Raw genomic sequence first — 16,990 nt, forward strand, 5'->3', positions numbered from 1 at the left:
AATATAGTTAAAGAAGAAAACAGATAAGGAGGAGAAAAGAATGGAAAGCAACAGTCACGCTTACATTAAACTCGTGCCGGCTTCTTTAAAGCAAACGATTACGACAGATGAGCTAAAAAAATTATTCCTTTATTACAAAGAGATAACAGGAAAGACCGGCAAGCAATTAGGCTGGGATTACGATCGGTACGCTTTTCCGTATGAAATTCAAGAAACAGAAGAAGGAAAAGGACGGTGGTTCACATTACATTCTGACATGGATCGCTACAGCGCATTAATCGTTGCCGTTAACCAAGAAATATTAAAACACCAAAATGAAGACCGTCTTCAAAGTTATATACAAATTACCCTTACATCCAAGTCCACTCACGGAGATAAAGCAAAAGCTAATGAGTTTTGCAAATTTTTATCAAAACAACTTCATGGAGAACTGCACTTATTCAACAACCGTGTCATGTATCATTACAAAAGAAGATAACCGCTTATGTCCCGATTGGCCCTGTCCACTGCTGCAAAACGAGATGAACTGCCATGTAGGTTACTAAACTGACAATCGTCATACACGCTGCCGAAAAAGAAGACTTTAAAATCTTTTTCCCAATTACAAGCGATAATTGGAAAAACAACAAAAACATAATTGCTTTAAATAATAAGCGATCATGCTGTGAAAGCCACTCCGCTAACGTAAAGCAGCTCCACACAATCCATTGCAGCATCAGAACTACATATAATTTCAATAACATCATCCCCGACAATGAAAAATCTGATTCTATATTATATGTTTTAATTCAAACAGTATTCTATCGAAAAACCGTCACCGGTCCTTTTGGGAGGGCACATACTCAAAAATTCTCAGCGTCTACAGATGATTACCATCTTAAATATGTCGCAAATTAAAAGGAGACATGCGGAAACCGAAAAGCGAAAGCGGCCCGCAAGTATGGTACAGCGACTAAAAACGCTACGTCCGCATATCTTCGTCGCTGTGACTCTCGTCCTGAGAGCCTCCGACCTGCATAAGACGAATCACGTAGGAAATTGTAAGATTTCTGAAGTGATTTGGCTTAGACCATAGAGCTGTCAAATTCATCACTTATCAGTCATGAATTTGACAAGATACTCAAGGGAGATTATCCAAGATGAACACTGGCTGGCCGCTGGGGCTAGACAAAGACTAGTAAGATTTTTGCAGTAAAACCGTCACCGGTTCTCCCTGATTAATTTCATCAAAAAAAGGTTATCAAAATAGCAATGCTAGATTGATAACCTTTTTATTTTCAGCTTATTTTACAATATGAATTGGATTTCCTAGCGCTACTTCTGCAGCTTCCATTGTAATTTCACCTAAAGTTGGATGGGCATGAATTGTCATTGCGATATCTTCCGCTGTCATCCCTGCTTCAATCGCTAAACCGATTTCCGCAATCATGTCTGAAGCGCCTTGACCAGCGATTTGACCGCCGATTACAAGTCCGTCAGATTTTCTTGTGATCAATTTCAAGAATCCGTCTGTGCTGTTTAATGCAAGAGCACGTCCATTAGCAGCAAATGGGAATTTGCCGACTGCGATTTCGATACCTTCTGCTTTTGCTTCTGCTTCTGTATAACCTACAGATGCCAATTCAGGCTCTGCGAAGCACACCGCAGGAATTGCTAAATAATCAATTACTGATGGATGACCAGCAATTGCTTCAGCAGCAATTTTACCTTCGTAAGATGCTTTATGTGCTAATGGAAGACCTGCCACGATATCACCAATTGCGTAAATGTTGCTTACGTTTGTGCGGCATTGGTTGTCGATTTCGATTAATCCGCGGTCGCCGACTTTAACGCCAGCTTGCTCTAAACCGATTTCTTTCGTGTTCGGTTTACGTCCTACAGTAACAAGAACATATTCCGCTTCCACTTTTTCTTCCTTGCCGTTTGCTTCGTACGTTACGATTACTTTATCTTCAAACTCTTCAACGCCTTTAGCTAATGCAGATGTAACGATGTTAACGCCTTTTTTCTTGAAGTTGCGTTTAACTAAAGCAGCCATTTGCTTTTCAAAACCGCCAAGAATTTCAGGGCCACCTTCTAAAATTGTTACTTCTGTTCCGAAGTTCGCATAAGCACCGCTTAGCTCCGTACCTATGTATCCTCCGCCGATTACAACCATTGATTTCGGAAGCTCAGTTAAGTTAAGAGCGCCAGTTGAGTTGATAATGCGTTTTGAATATTTGAAGCCAGGAATTTCGATTGGTGTTGAACCAGTAGCGATAATTGCATTTTTGAATGTATAAGTTTGAGCTGAATTTTCATCCATTACACGAACTGTGTTTGCATCGACAAAATATGCTTCGCCATAAACTGTTTCAATGTTATTGCCTTTTAATAAAGCGCCCACACCACCAGTAAGCTTGTTAACAACGCTTTCTTTGAATGCTTGTACTTTAGAGAAGTCAAGCTTCACGTTTTCAGCGATTACACCCATATCTTCTGAATGTTTCGCTTGCTCATAGCGATGACCGGCTGAGATTAATGCTTTTGACGGGATACATCCAACGTTTAAGCAAACACCGCCAACTGTGCCTTTCTCTACCACTGTTACTTTTTGTCCTAATTGCGCTGCGCGAATTGCTGCAACGTAGCCACCAGGCCCTGCCCCGATGACAAGAGTTTCTGTCTCGATTGGGAAATCTCCTACTACCATTTTTCTTACGCCTCCATTAATAGTAATTCTGGGTCGTTCAACAAGCGTTTAATGTGATTCATTGCATGTTGAGCAGTTGCTCCGTCAATGATTCGGTGATCAAAGCTTAACGAAAGTGCCAGCATCGGTGCCGCAATAATTTCGCCATCCTTCACAATCGCTTTTTCAGAAATTCTACCGATTCCGAGTATTGCGACTTCTGGGTGATTAATAACAGGTGTAAACCATTGTCCACCAGCTGAGCCGATATTCGTAATTGTGCATGATGCACCTTTCATTTCACTCGGAGCTAGCTTCCCTTCACGTGCTTTCGTTGCAAGCGTATTAATTTCATTTGAAATAGAGAATACTGACTTACGATCCGCATGCTTAATGACCGGAACAAGTAAACCTTTATCCGTATCTGCGGCTATTCCAATATTATAGTAATGCTTATGAATAATCTCGCTTGTTTCATCGTTTACTGATGTATTGAAGATCGGATATTCACGTAAAGCACTCGTTAACGCTTTCACTACATAAGGTAAAAATGTAAGTTTAATTCCTTTTTCAGCTGCAATCGCCTTGAATTTATTGCGATGTGCGACTAATTTCGACACATCGATTTCATCCATAAGGGTCACGTGAGGAGCTGTCTGTTTAGAGTGTACCATAGCTTTGGCAATTGCTTTACGAATTCCGCTCATTTTTTCTGAAGTTTCCGGGAATTCACCTTCAATAACCTTGATATTATCCGTTTTCTCTACTTTTTCGTTTTCAGCAGTTTCGACTGTTTCCACTGTTTCACTAACTGTATCCGCTGTTAAGAAAGCATCAATATCTGTTTTAAGTACACGTCCATTATCTCCACTTCCAGCCACTTCTGCAATATTTACGCCTTTTTCACGCGCATATTTTCTGACAGAAGGCATCGCGATGACACGTTTCGGTTTTACGGCTTTCTCAGCACTTTCAGGTTGCTTGTGTTCTTCTTGTTTTGGCTGTTCTTCCTGTTTTGACTCTTCTTCCTTAGCATCATCACCGTGATCGCCTTTGAATGACAGATTTTCATAGCCAGGTGCATCAAATGTAACCAGTACGTCACCCACTACCGCAACCGTACCTTCTTCCACCAATATTTCTTCCACTTTTCCTTTTACCGGAGAAGGGATTTCTACAACCGCTTTGTCATTTTGCACTTCGCACAGTACGTCATCTTCCTGTACATCGTCACCAGGCTTAATGAACCATTTAACAATCTCACCTTCATGTATTCCTTCACCGATATCCGGCATTCTAAATTTAAAAGACAACTGAATCAACCTCCATTTTGTTACTTTAGTTTGAAATCCACCAAACCATTAATTAAAAATTCAATACTTTATTCGCTGTTTCAATAATATCCTTATAATTTGGCAACCAAACTTGCTCAGCTTGTGAGAATGGATATACCGTGTCAGCAGCTGTCACTCTTAATACAGGTGCTTCTAGGCTAAGAATGGCGCGCTCATTAATCTCAGCAACTACATTCGCGGCTATTCCCGCTTGTTTTTGTGCCTCTTGCACTACGATGGCTCTTCCTGTTTTTTCAACAGAAGTAATAATTGTATCTATATCCAGCGGGCTAATCGTGCGAAGATCGATTACCTCTACAGATTTCCCTTCTTTTTCAAGTTCCGCAGCAGCCTTAAGAGATTCGTGCACCATTGCTCCATAAGCAATTATCGTCAGGTCTGTTCCTTCTCGTTTTACATCCGCTACACCAAGAGGAATCGTATATTCTCCTTCAGGTACTTCTTCACGGAAAGAACGATACAGTTTCATGTGCTCCAGAAAAATAACTGGGTCATTATCACGAATTGCCGAAATGAGCAATCCTTTCGCATCATAAGGTGTAGATGGAATGACAACCTTAACTCCCGGAGTTTGTGCCATTAAACCTTCTAAGCTATCTGCATGCATTTCAGGTGTATGAACACCTCCGCCAAATGGAGAGCGAATAGTTACAGGAGAATTATATCTGCCTCCTGATCGGAAACGCATACGAGCCATTTGTCCTGCAATACTATCAATTACTTCAAAAACGAAGCCGAAAAATTGAATTTCAGGAACCGGACGATAGCCTTGCAGCCCAAGACCAATTGCCAAACCGCCAATACCTGATTCTGCAAGCGGTGTATCAAATACACGTTCTTCTCCAAACTCTTGCTGTAATCCTTCTGTCGCACGGAATACGCCGCCGTTTACGCCAACATCTTCCCCGAACACAAGAACTTTCTCATCGTTGCGCATTTCTGTGCGCAGTGCGTCTGTAATTGCTTGAATCATTGTCATTTGTGCCATCGCTTACTTCGACTCCTTTTCTTTATATATTTCATATTGCTCCTGCAAGTTAGCCGGCATTTTCTCATACATAATATTCATTAAGTCTGTTACTTTTTGTTTAGGTACAGCATCCGCTTTTGTAATCGCTTCTTTAATTTCTTCCTTAGCTCTCTCGATTACAGCTGTTTCTTCCTCTTCACTCCACAAGCCTTTCGCTACTAAAAACTTACGGAAACGTACTAAAGGATCTTTTTTCTCCCATTCATTATCCGTATCTGATGTACGGTAACGAGTCGGGTCATCTCCTGCCATTGTGTGAGGACCATAACGATATGTTAAAGTTTCAATTAATGTAGGCCCTTCACCATTTACTGCTCGTTTACGCGCGTCTAAAGTCGCTGCATAGACAGCTAATACGTCCATACCATCAACTTGAATACCAGGTATTCCGGCTGCAACCGCCTTTTGCGCTATAGTTCTGGCAGCAGACTGTTTCTCAACCGGTGTTGAAATTGCAAAGCGGTTATTTTGAACAATAAAGATTGCAGGCGCCTTAAACGCTCCGGCAAAATTGATCCCTTCGTAAAAATCTCCTTGTGAAGCACCGCCATCACCTGTATATGTAATTGCGACAGATTTCGCTCCATTCTTCTTCATGCCAAGAGCCACACCTGTAGCCTGTATATACTGTGCTCCGATAATGATTTGCGGAGAAATGACGTTCACGCCTTCCGGAATTTTATTCCCTTCAAAATGTCCCCTTGAAAATAGGAAGGCTTGGTATAAAGGCAGTCCGTGCCAAACCATTTGCGGCACATCACGATATCCTGGAAGAATGAAATCTTCTTTTTCCAAAGCGAACTGCGAACCTAATTGTGAAGCTTCCTGTCCGGCAGTCGGTGCATAAAAACCTAAACGACCTTGACGATTCAATGAAATAGAGCGTTGGTCAAGCACACGCGTATATACCATTCTCGTCATAAGCTCTTTTAATTGTTCATCCGTTAAATCAGGCATTGCCTCCTTATTAACGATTTCTCCGTCTTCATTCAAAATCTGCAATGTTTGAAATTGTTCTTCAATCGCTTCAAATTGCTTATTTGCATCCAATAGCATCTTATTAATTGCAGTCATTTCGTTCACCTCGTCCTTAATATTCTTAAGAGTTTTAAGAGTTAAAATTTTATTGATAAAAATAATCTTGCATATACATGTTTACTGTTCCTTTATATCCATGAGGACTTCTGACTTTGTGCAAAGCAGTCATTCACAGATTACAACTATCTGCAAACGCTGCCAAAAAACTGTATCAGTACTTTACGACATTAACATTATAACAATATTACTTTCACACTTGCAGTTTACAACACAGGATTATAACTGTCAAATCTTTTGTTTGAACCATTAAAAAGCTATAACTTTATAAATTATATTATTATCGATTACTACCCTTTTTAAAATCTGTTATATAATATTATATCCTCCTGTTATACAAAAAGAATTGCGAAAGGGGATACCATTTTAAAACATTGATATTCCGCGGTTTTCTCCAATATATTCCTCTCGAAACGTTATTTATAAACGCTTCACTACTACCTTCATCATCCGCTTATTTATTATTTAAACAAAATAATATTAAATAAAATTTCTTACAGTTATTTTTATGCCATGCTATACTTTTTTACATAAAACAAACTTTCTTTATTGAAATTTACAATCTCATTTGAGAAACTAAACTTTGATAGTTACAACCCAAATACATATGGCAAGAAGCCTTACATATAATTAGTACGAGGTGAAATAAAATGATTACAATGAAAGATATCGTCCTTGAAGGGCATCCGGTTTTGCGCCAAGTGGCAAAGGATGTTAAATTACCTGCTTCTTCAGAAGACCAACAGACAGCTAAAGATTTGCTGGAATATGTTATCAACAGTCAAGATCCGGTCACAGCAGAAAAATATGGACTGCGCCCGGGAATCGGATTGGCAGCTCCGCAAATTGCTGTTTCGAAAAAAATTATCGCTGTCCATGTAACAGATGAAAAAGGCAAATTATATAGCTATGCATTATTCAACCCAAAAATCGTCAGCCATTCTATTGAAAAAACGTATTTATCAAGTGGAGAAGGCTGTTTATCTGTTGATCGACCTGTCCCTGGCTACGTGCCGCGTTATGCCCGCATAACAGTCGAAGCCGTGACAGTTGACGGAGAAAAGATCAAACTTCGTTTAAAAGGTATGGTAGCCATCGTATTCCAGCATGAAATCGACCACATTAACGGCATTATGTTTTACGATCACATTAATAAAGAAAATCCATTTGCGCCTGTGGAAAACGGAACGCCTGTGGAAAGATAAGAAAAAGGGTATCTCGCACTCGAGACACCCTTTTTCTTATATTAATCCGACCTTTAAAAGGCCATTATATATACCGTCTTCATCTACTGCAGTTGTAACTACATCAGCATGTTTCAGCAATTCCTTTTCCGCATTGCCCATCGCGATGCCGGTGCCGACTGTTTGCAGCATTTCGATATCATTCAGACCATCGCCGAACGCATACACATTTTCCAATTGAAATTGTGCTCTTTTAATAAATTCATTGATACCGATTGCTTTCGATCCCCCAAACGGGACAACATCCATGCAAATCGGATGCCAACGAATGAATTTCAAGTCTGTGTGTTCTTGAATGTATTCTTTCTCTTCTTGTTCGGAACAATACAATAATGATTGAAAAATATCGTTATGATGATGATATTCCGCATCGAATTCCGGATGTTTCAGCTTAAAGCTGCGCAATGAATCTTCAATATGCTTAGAATAAGGCACTGTCGTTCTGGCTCCATACTCATTCATTAAGACGACCGGAACTTGCTTTTCCTTTGTATGTTCCAGTAGATTATGTAATTTGTTTTTTGATAACGGATTTCTATAAATAATTTCATCTTCAAAAACAACATATTGCCCGTTAAAACAAACGTAGGAATCAATATCAAGCTCTTTTCGGATCTCTTCTATCATAAATGGCGCTCTACCGGTTGCAATCGCCACATAAACACCGTTTTCCTTCAATGTTTTTACCGCCGCTCTCGTTGATTCCGGCAACTCCTTATTAAAATCTAACAATGTTCCATCAATATCAAAAAAAACAATTTTTTTCTCCACAATTAAGCCTCTTTTCTTCACTCGATTGTTATCACAATAATGTTACCGTTTTGACTCACCAATTAACAACACATTTATTTTTATGAATTTTTTACCAGACAACCCTATTATTTCTCAGCAAGAAAAAAAGTAGTCTTCATATACTAATATTATAAATAAACCCTAAAAAGTTAAAATTCTCATGAAAGTCTTATTTACTTTCTATTACTTTCGTTTACAATTAATATTAAGGAAGTGATCTGCGATGCTGAAAAAGCTCCGGAAGAAGTTGCTAAAACAATGGAAAGATATGCTAAGAAAGAAAACAATCGCATAGATTTTTTCAATTAATAGCCCTTCAGTACTTGCGGAGGGCTTGTTCTTTCATGTAAAGTTTTCTAATATACACTTATAACAATTCGCAATTATATGAGCACATGTTGAAAAACATGAAAAAAAAGCTGCTTTTATATATAATGAAATTAATTATGTTAAGGACTTAAGGAGAGATTTGATTATGATTTACAAAGTATACTACCAAGAACTAATGAGCGAAGTACCTGTACGTGAAAAAACGAAAACGGTTTTCGTTGAAGCAGAGTCAGTTCGTGAAGTTCGAAGCAAATTAAAAGACAGAAATTACAACATCGAGTTAGTTACGCCTGTCGATGAAGCATACTTAGAATATGAAAAAGAAAATGAAGACTTTAAAGTATTGGAGCTATGATAATTTATGAAATTTGTTAAAAACGACCAGACCGCTGTATTCGCACTCGGCGGTCTTGGTGAAATCGGCAAAAACACATACGCGGTTCAATTTCAGGACGAGATCATTCTAATTGATGCCGGAATTAAATTCCCTGAAGATGAGCTACTGGGCATTGACTATGTTATTCCGGATTATGCCTACCTGGTTAAAAACGAAGATAAGATTAAAGGATTATTCGTCACACACGGACACGAAGATCATATCGGCGGAATTCCTTATCTTCTGAAACAAATTAATATACCGATATATGGCGGCAAGCTTGCTTTAGGTTTAATCAAAAACAAGCTTGAAGAGCACGGCTTATTAAGACAGGCGAAACTAATTGAAATTAGGGAAGATGATGTGATCAAGTTCAGAAAAACATCGGTAACATTTTTCCGAACTACTCACAGCATTCCGGATTCGTACGGTATTGTTGTAAAGACTCCTCCTGGACAAATCGTTCACACAGGTGACTTCAAATTTGATTTCACTCCAGTCGGTGAACCTGCTAACTTAACTAAAATGGCAGAGATCGGCAAGGAAGGCGTACTTTGCTTGCTATCAGACAGCACAAACAGTGAAGTGCCTCATTTCACGATGAGTGAAAGACGCGTAGGAGATAGCATTCACGATATTTTCCGAAAAGTTGAAGGGCGCATTATTTTTGCAACATTCGCATCGAATATTCACCGTCTTCAACAAGTGGTCGAAGCTGCAGTCGAAAACGGCAGAAAAGTAGCGGTATTCGGACGAAGCATGGAAGCAGCTATTACAATTGGACAAGAGTTAGGTTACATCCAATGTCCAAAAGATACATTCATTGATTCTCAGCAAATTAACCGCCTTCCTGCAAATAGAGTAACGATTTTGTGTACAGGAAGCCAAGGCGAACCGATGGCTGCGCTATCTCGTATCGCAAACGGCACACACCGTCAAATTCAAATCATTCCTGGAGACACAGTGGTCTTTTCTTCATCACCAATTCCGGGTAACACAATCAGCGTATCTCGTACAATCAATATGCTGTTTAAAGCTGGAGCTGATGTAATCCACGGATCACTAAGCAACATCCATACTTCCGGTCACGGTGGCCAAGAAGAACAAAAACTGATGCTTCGTCTTATGAAGCCAAAATTCTTCATGCCAATTCACGGTGAATACCGCATGCAAAAAATGCATGCTCAACACGCAATCGACTGCGGCGTTGAAGAAGAAAATTGCTTCATTATGGACAACGGAGAAGTGTTGGCATTAAGCTCTAATACCGCTCACGTTGCCGGGAAAATTCAGTCCGGTTCTGTTTACATCGATGGTAACGGTGTCGGCGATATCGGCAACATCGTGCTTCGTGACCGTCGCATTCTTTCTGAAGAAGGATTGGTTGTTGTCGTAGTAAGCATCAACATGAAAGAGTTCAAAATTTCTGCCGGTCCGGATATCATTTCACGCGGTTTCGTTTACATGCGTGAGTCAGGCGATCTGATCAGCGACGCTCAAAGCTTGCTTAAAAAGCATCTTAATAAAGTGATGGAAAGAAAGACAAGCCAATGGTCTGAAATTAAAAACGAAATTACAGACACACTTGCTCCTTTCCTTTATGAAAAAACAAAACGTCGCCCAATGATTCTGCCGATCATTATGGAAGTGGATAAATAATCAAAAGCGCAAACGCCCGTTTAGCACCGTATGAAATGGAGGCCGTCGACTGAGGTAAAGGAAACACAAAGAACGTTAGTGATTCGCTGTTGACTTTAGGGAGACTGCCGAAATTCATTAGGTGCTGGGCGTTGGAGCTGGATGTATAGACGAAAAAGGAGTTCCTCATAGGGCTCCTTTTTATTGTGTCTAATTTCCTCTTTTCTGAAGGCGTTATCTCCCACAGAGACGACGTTCTCCGTACTGTCAACGCACAATAAGCTGTGCGAGAGCGTCATTCAATGAAAAAAGAGGCGTAACCCCACTTATATGGTTCGCCTCTTTCCTTCTATTCCAGCACTTTCTTCTCGAAACGATTAATGTCTGTATCTGCTCCCAATACAATCAAAATATCGCCAACATAAATCATTTCATCAGCTGCAGGTGAAATGATTACTTTGTTCCCTCTTTTCAAACCGACTATATTAATGCCGTATTTAGCTCGAATATCCAAGTCAATCAAAGTTCTTCCATTCAATCTAGGACTTGCGACAATCTCAACAATCGAATGATCATCAGACAAGTCGATGTAATCTAATATGTTATTAGAGACAATTTTATGGGCAATTCTTTTCCCCATGTCTCTTTCAGGATGGACTACTTGATCGGCACCTATTTTGATCAGCACCTTCTCGTGATAATCATTTTGTGCTTTAACAGTTATATGCTTTACGCCAAGTTCCTTTAGCATTAAAGTAGTTAAAATACTTGCTTGAATATCATCACCGATTGCAACAATAACATGATCGAAATTTCGGATGCCCAAACTCTTCAAAACCGATTCATCCGTTGTATCACCGATGACGGCATGCGATGCTATTGATGCAAACTCGTTTACACGATCTTCTTTATGGTCTATCGCCAGCACTTCCATACCTTGTGCTACTAATTCACGGCATATACTGCCCCCGAAACGACCTAAACCGATAACGGCAAATTCTTTCTTCACAATCATTCCTCCATGCTTTGCGTTGCTATTTCTCAATTGCTCATATTTTATCATACCACATGCACGGAACCAATGATTCTTTTGATTAATTGCCGTTCTTTTACGAGTTTGCTTGCATTTGATACTGTGCTTCAATCAAATGATAATAATGTCCTTTATGGTTCATCAGCTGCTGATGGTTTCCTTGTTCTTTTATGACTCCATTCTCAAGCACATAAATCATATCGCAGTCTCTTATAGTCGAAAGACGATGCGCGATAATAATTGAAGTACGCCCTACCAACAATGTTTGCAGCGCTTTTTGGATTTTCATTTCTGTCTCTGTATCGATGCTTGCGGTCGCTTCATCAAGAATAATTATCTTCGGATTTGCCAATAATGCACGCGCAAACGATAATAACTGCCTCTCTCCTACCGACAGCACATTGCCGCGCTCTTCTACCTCAGTTTCATAGCCTTTTGATAATCGGCTTATAAAATCATCAGCACCAACAGCCTTTGCTGCTGCAATCACTTCCTCATCAGTTGCCTTCGGATTTCCAAATCGGATATTTTCCATGATTGTCCCGGAAAAGATAAATGTCTCTTGAAGAACGATACTGATTTGATTGCGTAAAGAGGCAATAGAAATATCTTTTATATTAATGCTGTCTATCAGCACTTCCCCTTTTGTGCAATCATAAAAACGGCTAATTAAATTGGCGATGGTCGTTTTTCCCGAACCGGTGTGCCCAACTAACGCGACCCGATTACCTGCCTTCATTTCCAAGCTGATTCCATCCAGAGCCTTTCTTTTTCCATCATATGAAAATTCAACATCTTTAAATGTAATTAAACCTTTTACATCCTGCAGATGAATCGCATCAGGTTTCTCATCAACAAGCGGCTTTTCATCCAAAAATTCAAATATACGCTCAGAAGAAGCCATCCCAATTAACAGTTGGTTATATACTTGCCCAAGTCGCGATATAGGCTCCCAGAACATCCCTAAATAAAAAGCAAACGAAACAAAAACACCGATTTCAATATTGCCGTCAATCAGCAATGTCGTACCGTACCAAATTAGCACAGCTGTCCCAAGCGCATTTGTCATTTCCACAAACGGACGGAACAATGCATTTAAGCGCGAAGCTGTGCGCCAGCTATCGAATAGCTCAAAATTAATATTTTTAAAAAATGCCCTATTTTCTTTTTCCTGCGTAAAGGCTTGTGTAATTCGTATTCCTTGAATGCTTTCATTCAAATGCGAATTCAGCTTAGATTGGCGTAAGCGCACATCTTGCCAGCTGCGTCTGATTTTCTTTCTTAAAGTTGTTGAAATCATGAACATTAACGGTAAAATTACTAAAACGGCTAAAGTCAGTTCCGGACTGAGCGTAAATAATATCGCGATAATCCCGATCAGCATAACAATATCCATCAGCAAATTAATTACCCCATTTGTAAAAAGCTCCTGCAAGGAATTGATATCATTCATAATCCGAACAAGAATGCTTCCTGCTGACCGTTGATCGAAGAAACGATGCGATAAACTTTGCACATGCGTAAATAAATGCTTCCTCAAATCATAAATGACCCCTTGCCCCAGCATATTCATCCATTTGATACGGTAAATACTCGCGATATAAGACATCAAATAAAGCACTGCTACAAGCGAAACCATACATATAAGCTTTTCCGTATCTTTACCGATTATTGCTTCTTCAATTATATAAACCCCTATAATAATCGGAATAGCCAGCCTAATAATTGTCACAAAAATGACAGACAAGAAAGCCAACGGTAAAAGTCCTTTATTGTACGGCTTCAAATAGCCTAACAGCCGCCACATTTGTCTCCAGTTGAACGGCTTATCGATTGCCTGGTCAGTTGAATAATTAAAGCGTTTCAGCACATTTTCTTTCACTTGATTTTCCAAACTCAATCCCCCCTTTGTTAAGCGTGATTCATCTGCTCTCTGTCGCTGAATTGTATATCGTAAATAGAGCGATACAAGCCCCGTTCCTTAATAAGCTCCTCATGAGTTCCTCTTTCAGTAATTTCTCCGCGCTGTAAAACTAAAATCTCATCGCAATGCTTCACCGATGAGATACGATGAGCAATAATAATCGTTGTGCGGTCTTTCATCACTTCATTCAAGGCGATTTGGATATTTTGCTCTGTTTTCATATCTACCGCACTTGTCGCATCATCTAACACGATAATTGCCGGGTTTAAACAAAGAGCCCGGGCAATCGCGATCCGCTGCTTTTGTCCTCCCGATAAACCTAATCCTCTTTCGCCGAGCATCGTTTCATAGCCATCCGGCAGCTTTATAATAAAGTCATGTGCCTGCGCCCGTTTAGCTGCCTCAATAATTTCATCCATCGTCGCTTCAGGCTTTCCGTACGATATGTTGTCTTTAATGGTAGATGAAAAAAGAAACGACTCTTGCAGAACAAAGCCAATATTATTCCGTAAAGATGTCAATGTGAACTCATTAATATGCCGTCCATCCAAATAAATCTCACCTGAAATCGGCTCATAGAAACGAGCAATCAGCTGTGTAATTGATGTTTTACCACTTCCGGTGGCACCAATAATTCCAAGCGTTTTTCCTTGCGGGAGCTTAAACGTAATTTTCGAGAGCGCCTCTTCATCTTCGTCATTATACTTTAGAGACACATCGCAAAATTGCAGCTCGCCTCTTACATTTGATGCGTCAATAGCAGTCTCTTCTTCCTGCACTTCTTTATCTTCGTCAAGAATTTCAAGCAATCTTTCCCCCGAAGCTTTGGACTGTGAAAATAAGTTGACCATATAACCTAAATTGGCAATCGGCCAAACGATGTACCAAACTAAGCTGTAAAAAGCGACTAGCTCTCCCGGCTTTAGCTGATTGCCGATGACCAAATACCCGCCATAGCTAAACAGAAAAACGACCGACAAATGGCCGCAAAACTCCATTAATGGAAAGTACTTCGCCCAAATTCCGGATGTATGTATATATTCACTGCGATAATCGCCGTTCGCATTATTGAACTTGCCGATTTCGAATTCCTCGCGCGACAATGATTTAACAGTTTGAATACCACTTATATTTTCCTGCACATTCGTATTCAACTTGCCGAAAGATTTTCGAATGCCACGAAAAGCAGGTGTAACCGTCTTCTCAAAGCGAATGACCACCACAACAAGAAACGGCAATGTAATCATCGTCACCAAAGTTAACGACACTGAGTAATACAGCATGACGCCTAAACTGATGGTAATGAGAGTTACCAATCTGATCAGCTCCGCGATGCCAAACGATAAAAAGAAACGAAACCCTTCCACATCGGCTGTCAGTCGCGACATTAAATCCCCTGTCTTCGCTCGATCATAATATTGAAAACTTAAGTATTGCAGTTTTTTATACAAAGCATTCCTCAAATGAAATACCGTTTGTATGCCAAAAATATCACCATGATACTGATTAATGAATAAAGCTATTCCTTTTAGAACCATGAGTGCAATAAACCCTAAAGCTAAATATGGAATCCAATGATATTTACCAAGCAGGATGACTTCATCAATAGTCAGCTGCAATACAATCGGATACACAACTGTAATGACTGTCATAATAAGCAGAAAAAATAATGATAAAAACAAATGTGAACGATGCGGCCAATAATATTTTTTTAACTTTTTAAATGTATTCACTAACATCCCCTCTTCTGCACAATGCAAAAAATGAAAAAAATTCGTATTTTCTTAATATATCGGTAATCGAAATAATTTTCTATATATTTTTACTAAAAATTAAAAATATTTAGAATTTAATTACCGAACAATGATAGGAACCTCTTAATTTAAAAGTGTATACAATATAATTAACCAAAAAGAAAAATTTACTACATCAAACAAAGGGGGAGTCCGAATGGCTCTTCAAATTATGAAGCTGGCAGTTGAAGCTACAAGCTCGATGAATACCAACCCTGTAGTTGAACGCTATTTTTATTATACGAATCGTCTGCTGACAGGGCCTAACACGCTCAAAATCGATACTAAATGCTTCTTTGACAGCACCGGAGCCGATGTTGAAGCGTTGCCGGCATTAACAGCATCCAACAGTTTTTTCAAAGTTTATGTTAATGGTGTATTGCAGATGGATGATCTTTTGTCATACACACCCGGTCCTCCTGGCAATGGCAACCTGACCATTATTATCCCGGAAGAATCGGACATTTTGCCTGATAGTCCGGTTGTCTTAGAAATATCGAACTTTTACCCTAATGCAAATACAACCATCTACACGTAAGGAAAACCGTCATCGGCCAATTTTTCTTTTGAGTCCTCCTCTTCAATTCACTTTATTGAACTGCCTGGCAAGTGTATGGTTATAAAGCTATCCCGATTCAAAAACATAATTAACTTCTTCAAAAAAGGGCTGTGAACCAAATATGGTTCACAGCCCTTTTTTGAAGATTCAAAGCTTAATCATCTGCAATATAATCGGCGCATTCCTTATTGGAATATCTGCCGTTTTTAAAATGAGTTTTCCTTTCTCCACACAATAAGCCGATGGCGGTTGCAAGACACCATTAATAAATAGATTGTAATAAGATACCTCACACGGCGGGAAAATCGTTTCCGATGAGTATTCTTTCAATGCGTCTTCATCCGTATACATTTTTCGGCATCCGTCAGATAAGGTGTAGTATTCACATACCTCCACCTTTTTAGGACTAAAAAAATGATTCTCATCCATAATTCGCTTCTGAATTTGAAGAAACGGAGGAGGATATGCTGAACTTTTATATTGGATTTTCATATATCTCACCGCTTCCTTGCAAAAGTTCTTGTATATCATATTGAAGAACAAAGCAATAGGTGTCTCATAGAAAAACCGTTACCGGTCCTTTTTTATTTTGATTTCACTACTTGAATTATCTTCAATAAAAAGGAGACATTTCAGAGTTATACTTTCTCTTTAAACAAAAGCCCACCCCTTAAGGCTGAACCATTTGTTTACTATTCTATTTTTTCGCTTCATCCAGCACGCGCAGCAATCTGTTCTCGAGCATTTTCATCGTGCTTCCACCGGCCTGATAATGTCGCAACTTGCCTTTTGGGTCAAATAAATAATACGCGGGAACATATTTATTCTCGTAAGCTTCTGACAGCAATTTATGCTGGTCGACAAAAGTCGGCTGGCTTATATCATGCTCAACCGCTTGCTTAGTGATTTCCTCTACATTTAAATCGCTTTCTGAGCGAGGCATATGTACTGAGATTACATTTAATCGATCAAGATATTGATCTCTGAATTGGTTAATTTTTGGCATTGCCACTTTGCATAAATGGCAGGAAATCGACCAGAAATGAATAAAAGTCGGCTTTCCCTCTAATTCTTCATTAGTTACTTCGCCATTAAGCCAAACAGCGTCTTCAAGGAATGACGGTATTTGTGTGTATAGCTTCAATGAAAT

General features: G+C 39.4%; 16 protein-coding genes. 5 read left to right on the forward strand and 11 right to left on the reverse strand.

The features are described 5' to 3' along the window. Positions 1 to 40 precede the first annotated feature (40 nt). Positions 41 to 478 (forward strand): DUF1885 family protein, encoded by a 438-nt coding sequence (locus tag IEO70_RS00610; protein ID WP_190996417.1) that lies wholly within the window; start codon positions 41 to 43, stop codon positions 476 to 478. 4 nt (positions 479 to 482) lie between these two features. On the opposite strand, the gene IEO70_RS00615 is transcribed toward IEO70_RS00610, so the two are convergent. The 5 genes from IEO70_RS00615 to pdhA all read right to left on the reverse strand — a co-directional run bounded on the left by IEO70_RS00615 (position 483) and on the right by pdhA (position 6,130). Continuing rightward, positions 483 to 737 (reverse strand): hypothetical protein, encoded by a 255-nt coding sequence (locus IEO70_RS00615; RefSeq protein ID WP_190996418.1) that lies wholly within the window; start codon positions 735 to 737, stop codon positions 483 to 485. A gap of 545 nt (positions 738 to 1,282) precedes the next feature. Next, positions 1,283 to 2,692, reverse strand: a complete 1,410-nt coding sequence (gene lpdA, locus IEO70_RS00620; protein ID WP_190996419.1) for a dihydrolipoyl dehydrogenase — start codon at positions 2,690 to 2,692, stop codon at positions 1,283 to 1,285. Between the two features lie 5 nt (positions 2,693 to 2,697). Then, entirely contained in the window at positions 2,698 to 3,966 is a 1,269-nt protein-coding gene (locus tag IEO70_RS00625) for a dihydrolipoamide acetyltransferase family protein (RefSeq protein ID WP_407948216.1), read from the reverse strand. Between the two features lie 70 nt (positions 3,967 to 4,036). After that, positions 4,037 to 5,014: an alpha-ketoacid dehydrogenase subunit beta gene (locus IEO70_RS00630; RefSeq protein ID WP_190996421.1), complete on the reverse strand. Its 978-nt coding sequence runs from the start codon at positions 5,012 to 5,014 to the stop codon at positions 4,037 to 4,039. 3 nt (positions 5,015 to 5,017) lie between these two features. Further along, on the reverse strand, positions 5,018 to 6,130 hold the full coding sequence (gene pdhA, locus IEO70_RS00635; RefSeq protein ID WP_190996422.1) for a pyruvate dehydrogenase (acetyl-transferring) E1 component subunit alpha: 1,113 nt from the start codon (positions 6,128 to 6,130) through the stop codon (positions 5,018 to 5,020). Positions 6,131 to 6,801: 671 nt separating this feature from the next. On the opposite strand from pdhA, the gene def reads away from it, so the two are divergent. Then, positions 6,802 to 7,356 carry a peptide deformylase gene (gene def, locus IEO70_RS00640; RefSeq protein ID WP_190996423.1) on the forward strand — a complete coding sequence of 185 codons (555 nt, stop codon included), beginning with the start codon at positions 6,802 to 6,804 and terminating at the stop codon, positions 7,354 to 7,356. A gap of 36 nt (positions 7,357 to 7,392) precedes the next feature. Here the strand turns inward: def and IEO70_RS00645 are convergent, their stop codons facing one another. Further along, positions 7,393 to 8,166, reverse strand: a complete 774-nt coding sequence (locus IEO70_RS00645; protein ID WP_190996424.1) for a Cof-type HAD-IIB family hydrolase — start codon at positions 8,164 to 8,166, stop codon at positions 7,393 to 7,395. A gap of 496 nt (positions 8,167 to 8,662) precedes the next feature. Here IEO70_RS00645 and IEO70_RS00650 point away from each other — a divergent pair, with 496 nt between their 5' ends. Together IEO70_RS00650 and rnjA are read left to right on the forward strand one after the other, a co-directional pair. After that, on the forward strand, positions 8,663 to 8,872 hold the full coding sequence (locus IEO70_RS00650) for a DNA-dependent RNA polymerase subunit epsilon (protein WP_190996425.1): 210 nt from the start codon (positions 8,663 to 8,665) through the stop codon (positions 8,870 to 8,872). A gap of 6 nt (positions 8,873 to 8,878) precedes the next feature. After that, complete coding sequence (rnjA, locus tag IEO70_RS00655; protein ID WP_190996426.1) at positions 8,879 to 10,552, forward strand: ribonuclease J1; 1,674 nt, start codon at positions 8,879 to 8,881, stop codon at positions 10,550 to 10,552. Between the two features lie 328 nt (positions 10,553 to 10,880). Here rnjA and IEO70_RS00660 read toward each other — a convergent pair whose 3' ends face one another. The 3 genes from IEO70_RS00660 to IEO70_RS00670 form a co-directional block, all read right to left on the reverse strand. Next, positions 10,881 to 11,546, reverse strand: coding sequence for a potassium channel family protein (locus IEO70_RS00660; protein WP_206711451.1), 666 nt, complete (start codon positions 11,544 to 11,546; stop codon positions 10,881 to 10,883). A gap of 94 nt (positions 11,547 to 11,640) precedes the next feature. Then, positions 11,641 to 13,458, reverse strand: a complete 1,818-nt coding sequence (locus IEO70_RS00665; RefSeq protein ID WP_190996428.1) for an ABC transporter ATP-binding protein — start codon at positions 13,456 to 13,458, stop codon at positions 11,641 to 11,643. 17 nt (positions 13,459 to 13,475) lie between these two features. Then, the gene (locus IEO70_RS00670) at positions 13,476 to 15,221 is read right to left on the reverse strand and encodes an ABC transporter ATP-binding protein (RefSeq protein ID WP_190996429.1); all 1,746 of its coding nucleotides are present in this window, start codon (positions 15,219 to 15,221) and stop codon (positions 13,476 to 13,478) included. 217 nt (positions 15,222 to 15,438) lie between these two features. On the opposite strand from IEO70_RS00670, the gene IEO70_RS00675 reads away from it, so the two are divergent. Beyond that, the gene (locus IEO70_RS00675; protein ID WP_190996430.1) at positions 15,439 to 15,819 is read left to right on the forward strand and encodes a DUF4183 domain-containing protein; all 381 of its coding nucleotides are present in this window, start codon (positions 15,439 to 15,441) and stop codon (positions 15,817 to 15,819) included. A gap of 168 nt (positions 15,820 to 15,987) precedes the next feature. On the opposite strand, the gene IEO70_RS00680 is transcribed toward IEO70_RS00675, so the two are convergent. Both IEO70_RS00680 and IEO70_RS00685 read right to left on the reverse strand, forming a co-directional pair. Further along, on the reverse strand, positions 15,988 to 16,332 hold the full coding sequence (locus IEO70_RS00680) for a DUF4183 domain-containing protein (protein WP_235973437.1): 345 nt from the start codon (positions 16,330 to 16,332) through the stop codon (positions 15,988 to 15,990). Between the two features lie 205 nt (positions 16,333 to 16,537). Next, complete coding sequence (locus tag IEO70_RS00685; RefSeq protein WP_190996431.1) at positions 16,538 to 16,984, reverse strand: TlpA family protein disulfide reductase; 447 nt, start codon at positions 16,982 to 16,984, stop codon at positions 16,538 to 16,540. Between the last annotated feature and the right edge of the window lie 6 nt (positions 16,985 to 16,990).

Origin of the sequence: Peribacillus faecalis (genome assembly GCF_014712675.1) — a bacterium.
Classification (GTDB): Bacteria; Bacillota; Bacilli; order Bacillales; family DSM-1321; genus Bacillus_AD; species Bacillus_AD faecalis.

Coding starts and splice junctions, on each gene's coding strand:
- IEO70_RS00610 (WP_190996417.1), top strand. CDS start 41: ATGGAAAGCAACAGTCACGCTTACATTAAACTCGTGCCGGCTTCTTTA.
- lpdA (WP_190996419.1), bottom strand. CDS start 2,692: ATGGTAGTAGGAGATTTCCCAATCGAGACAGAAACTCTTGTCATCGGG.
- IEO70_RS00625 (WP_407948216.1), bottom strand. CDS start 3,966: ATGCCGGATATCGGTGAAGGAATACATGAAGGTGAGATTGTTAAATGG.
- IEO70_RS00630 (WP_190996421.1), bottom strand. CDS start 5,014: ATGGCACAAATGACAATGATTCAAGCAATTACAGACGCACTGCGCACA.
- pdhA (WP_190996422.1), bottom strand. CDS start 6,130: ATGACTGCAATTAATAAGATGCTATTGGATGCAAATAAGCAATTTGAA.
- def (WP_190996423.1), top strand. CDS start 6,802: ATGATTACAATGAAAGATATCGTCCTTGAAGGGCATCCGGTTTTGCGC.
- IEO70_RS00650 (WP_190996425.1), top strand. CDS start 8,663: ATGATTTACAAAGTATACTACCAAGAACTAATGAGCGAAGTACCTGTA.
- rnjA (WP_190996426.1), top strand. CDS start 8,879: ATGAAATTTGTTAAAAACGACCAGACCGCTGTATTCGCACTCGGCGGT.
- IEO70_RS00660 (WP_206711451.1), bottom strand. CDS start 11,546: ATGATTGTGAAGAAAGAATTTGCCGTTATCGGTTTAGGTCGTTTCGGG.
- IEO70_RS00675 (WP_190996430.1), top strand. CDS start 15,439: ATGGCTCTTCAAATTATGAAGCTGGCAGTTGAAGCTACAAGCTCGATG.
- IEO70_RS00680 (WP_235973437.1), bottom strand. CDS start 16,332: ATGAAAATCCAATATAAAAGTTCAGCATATCCTCCTCCGTTTCTTCAA.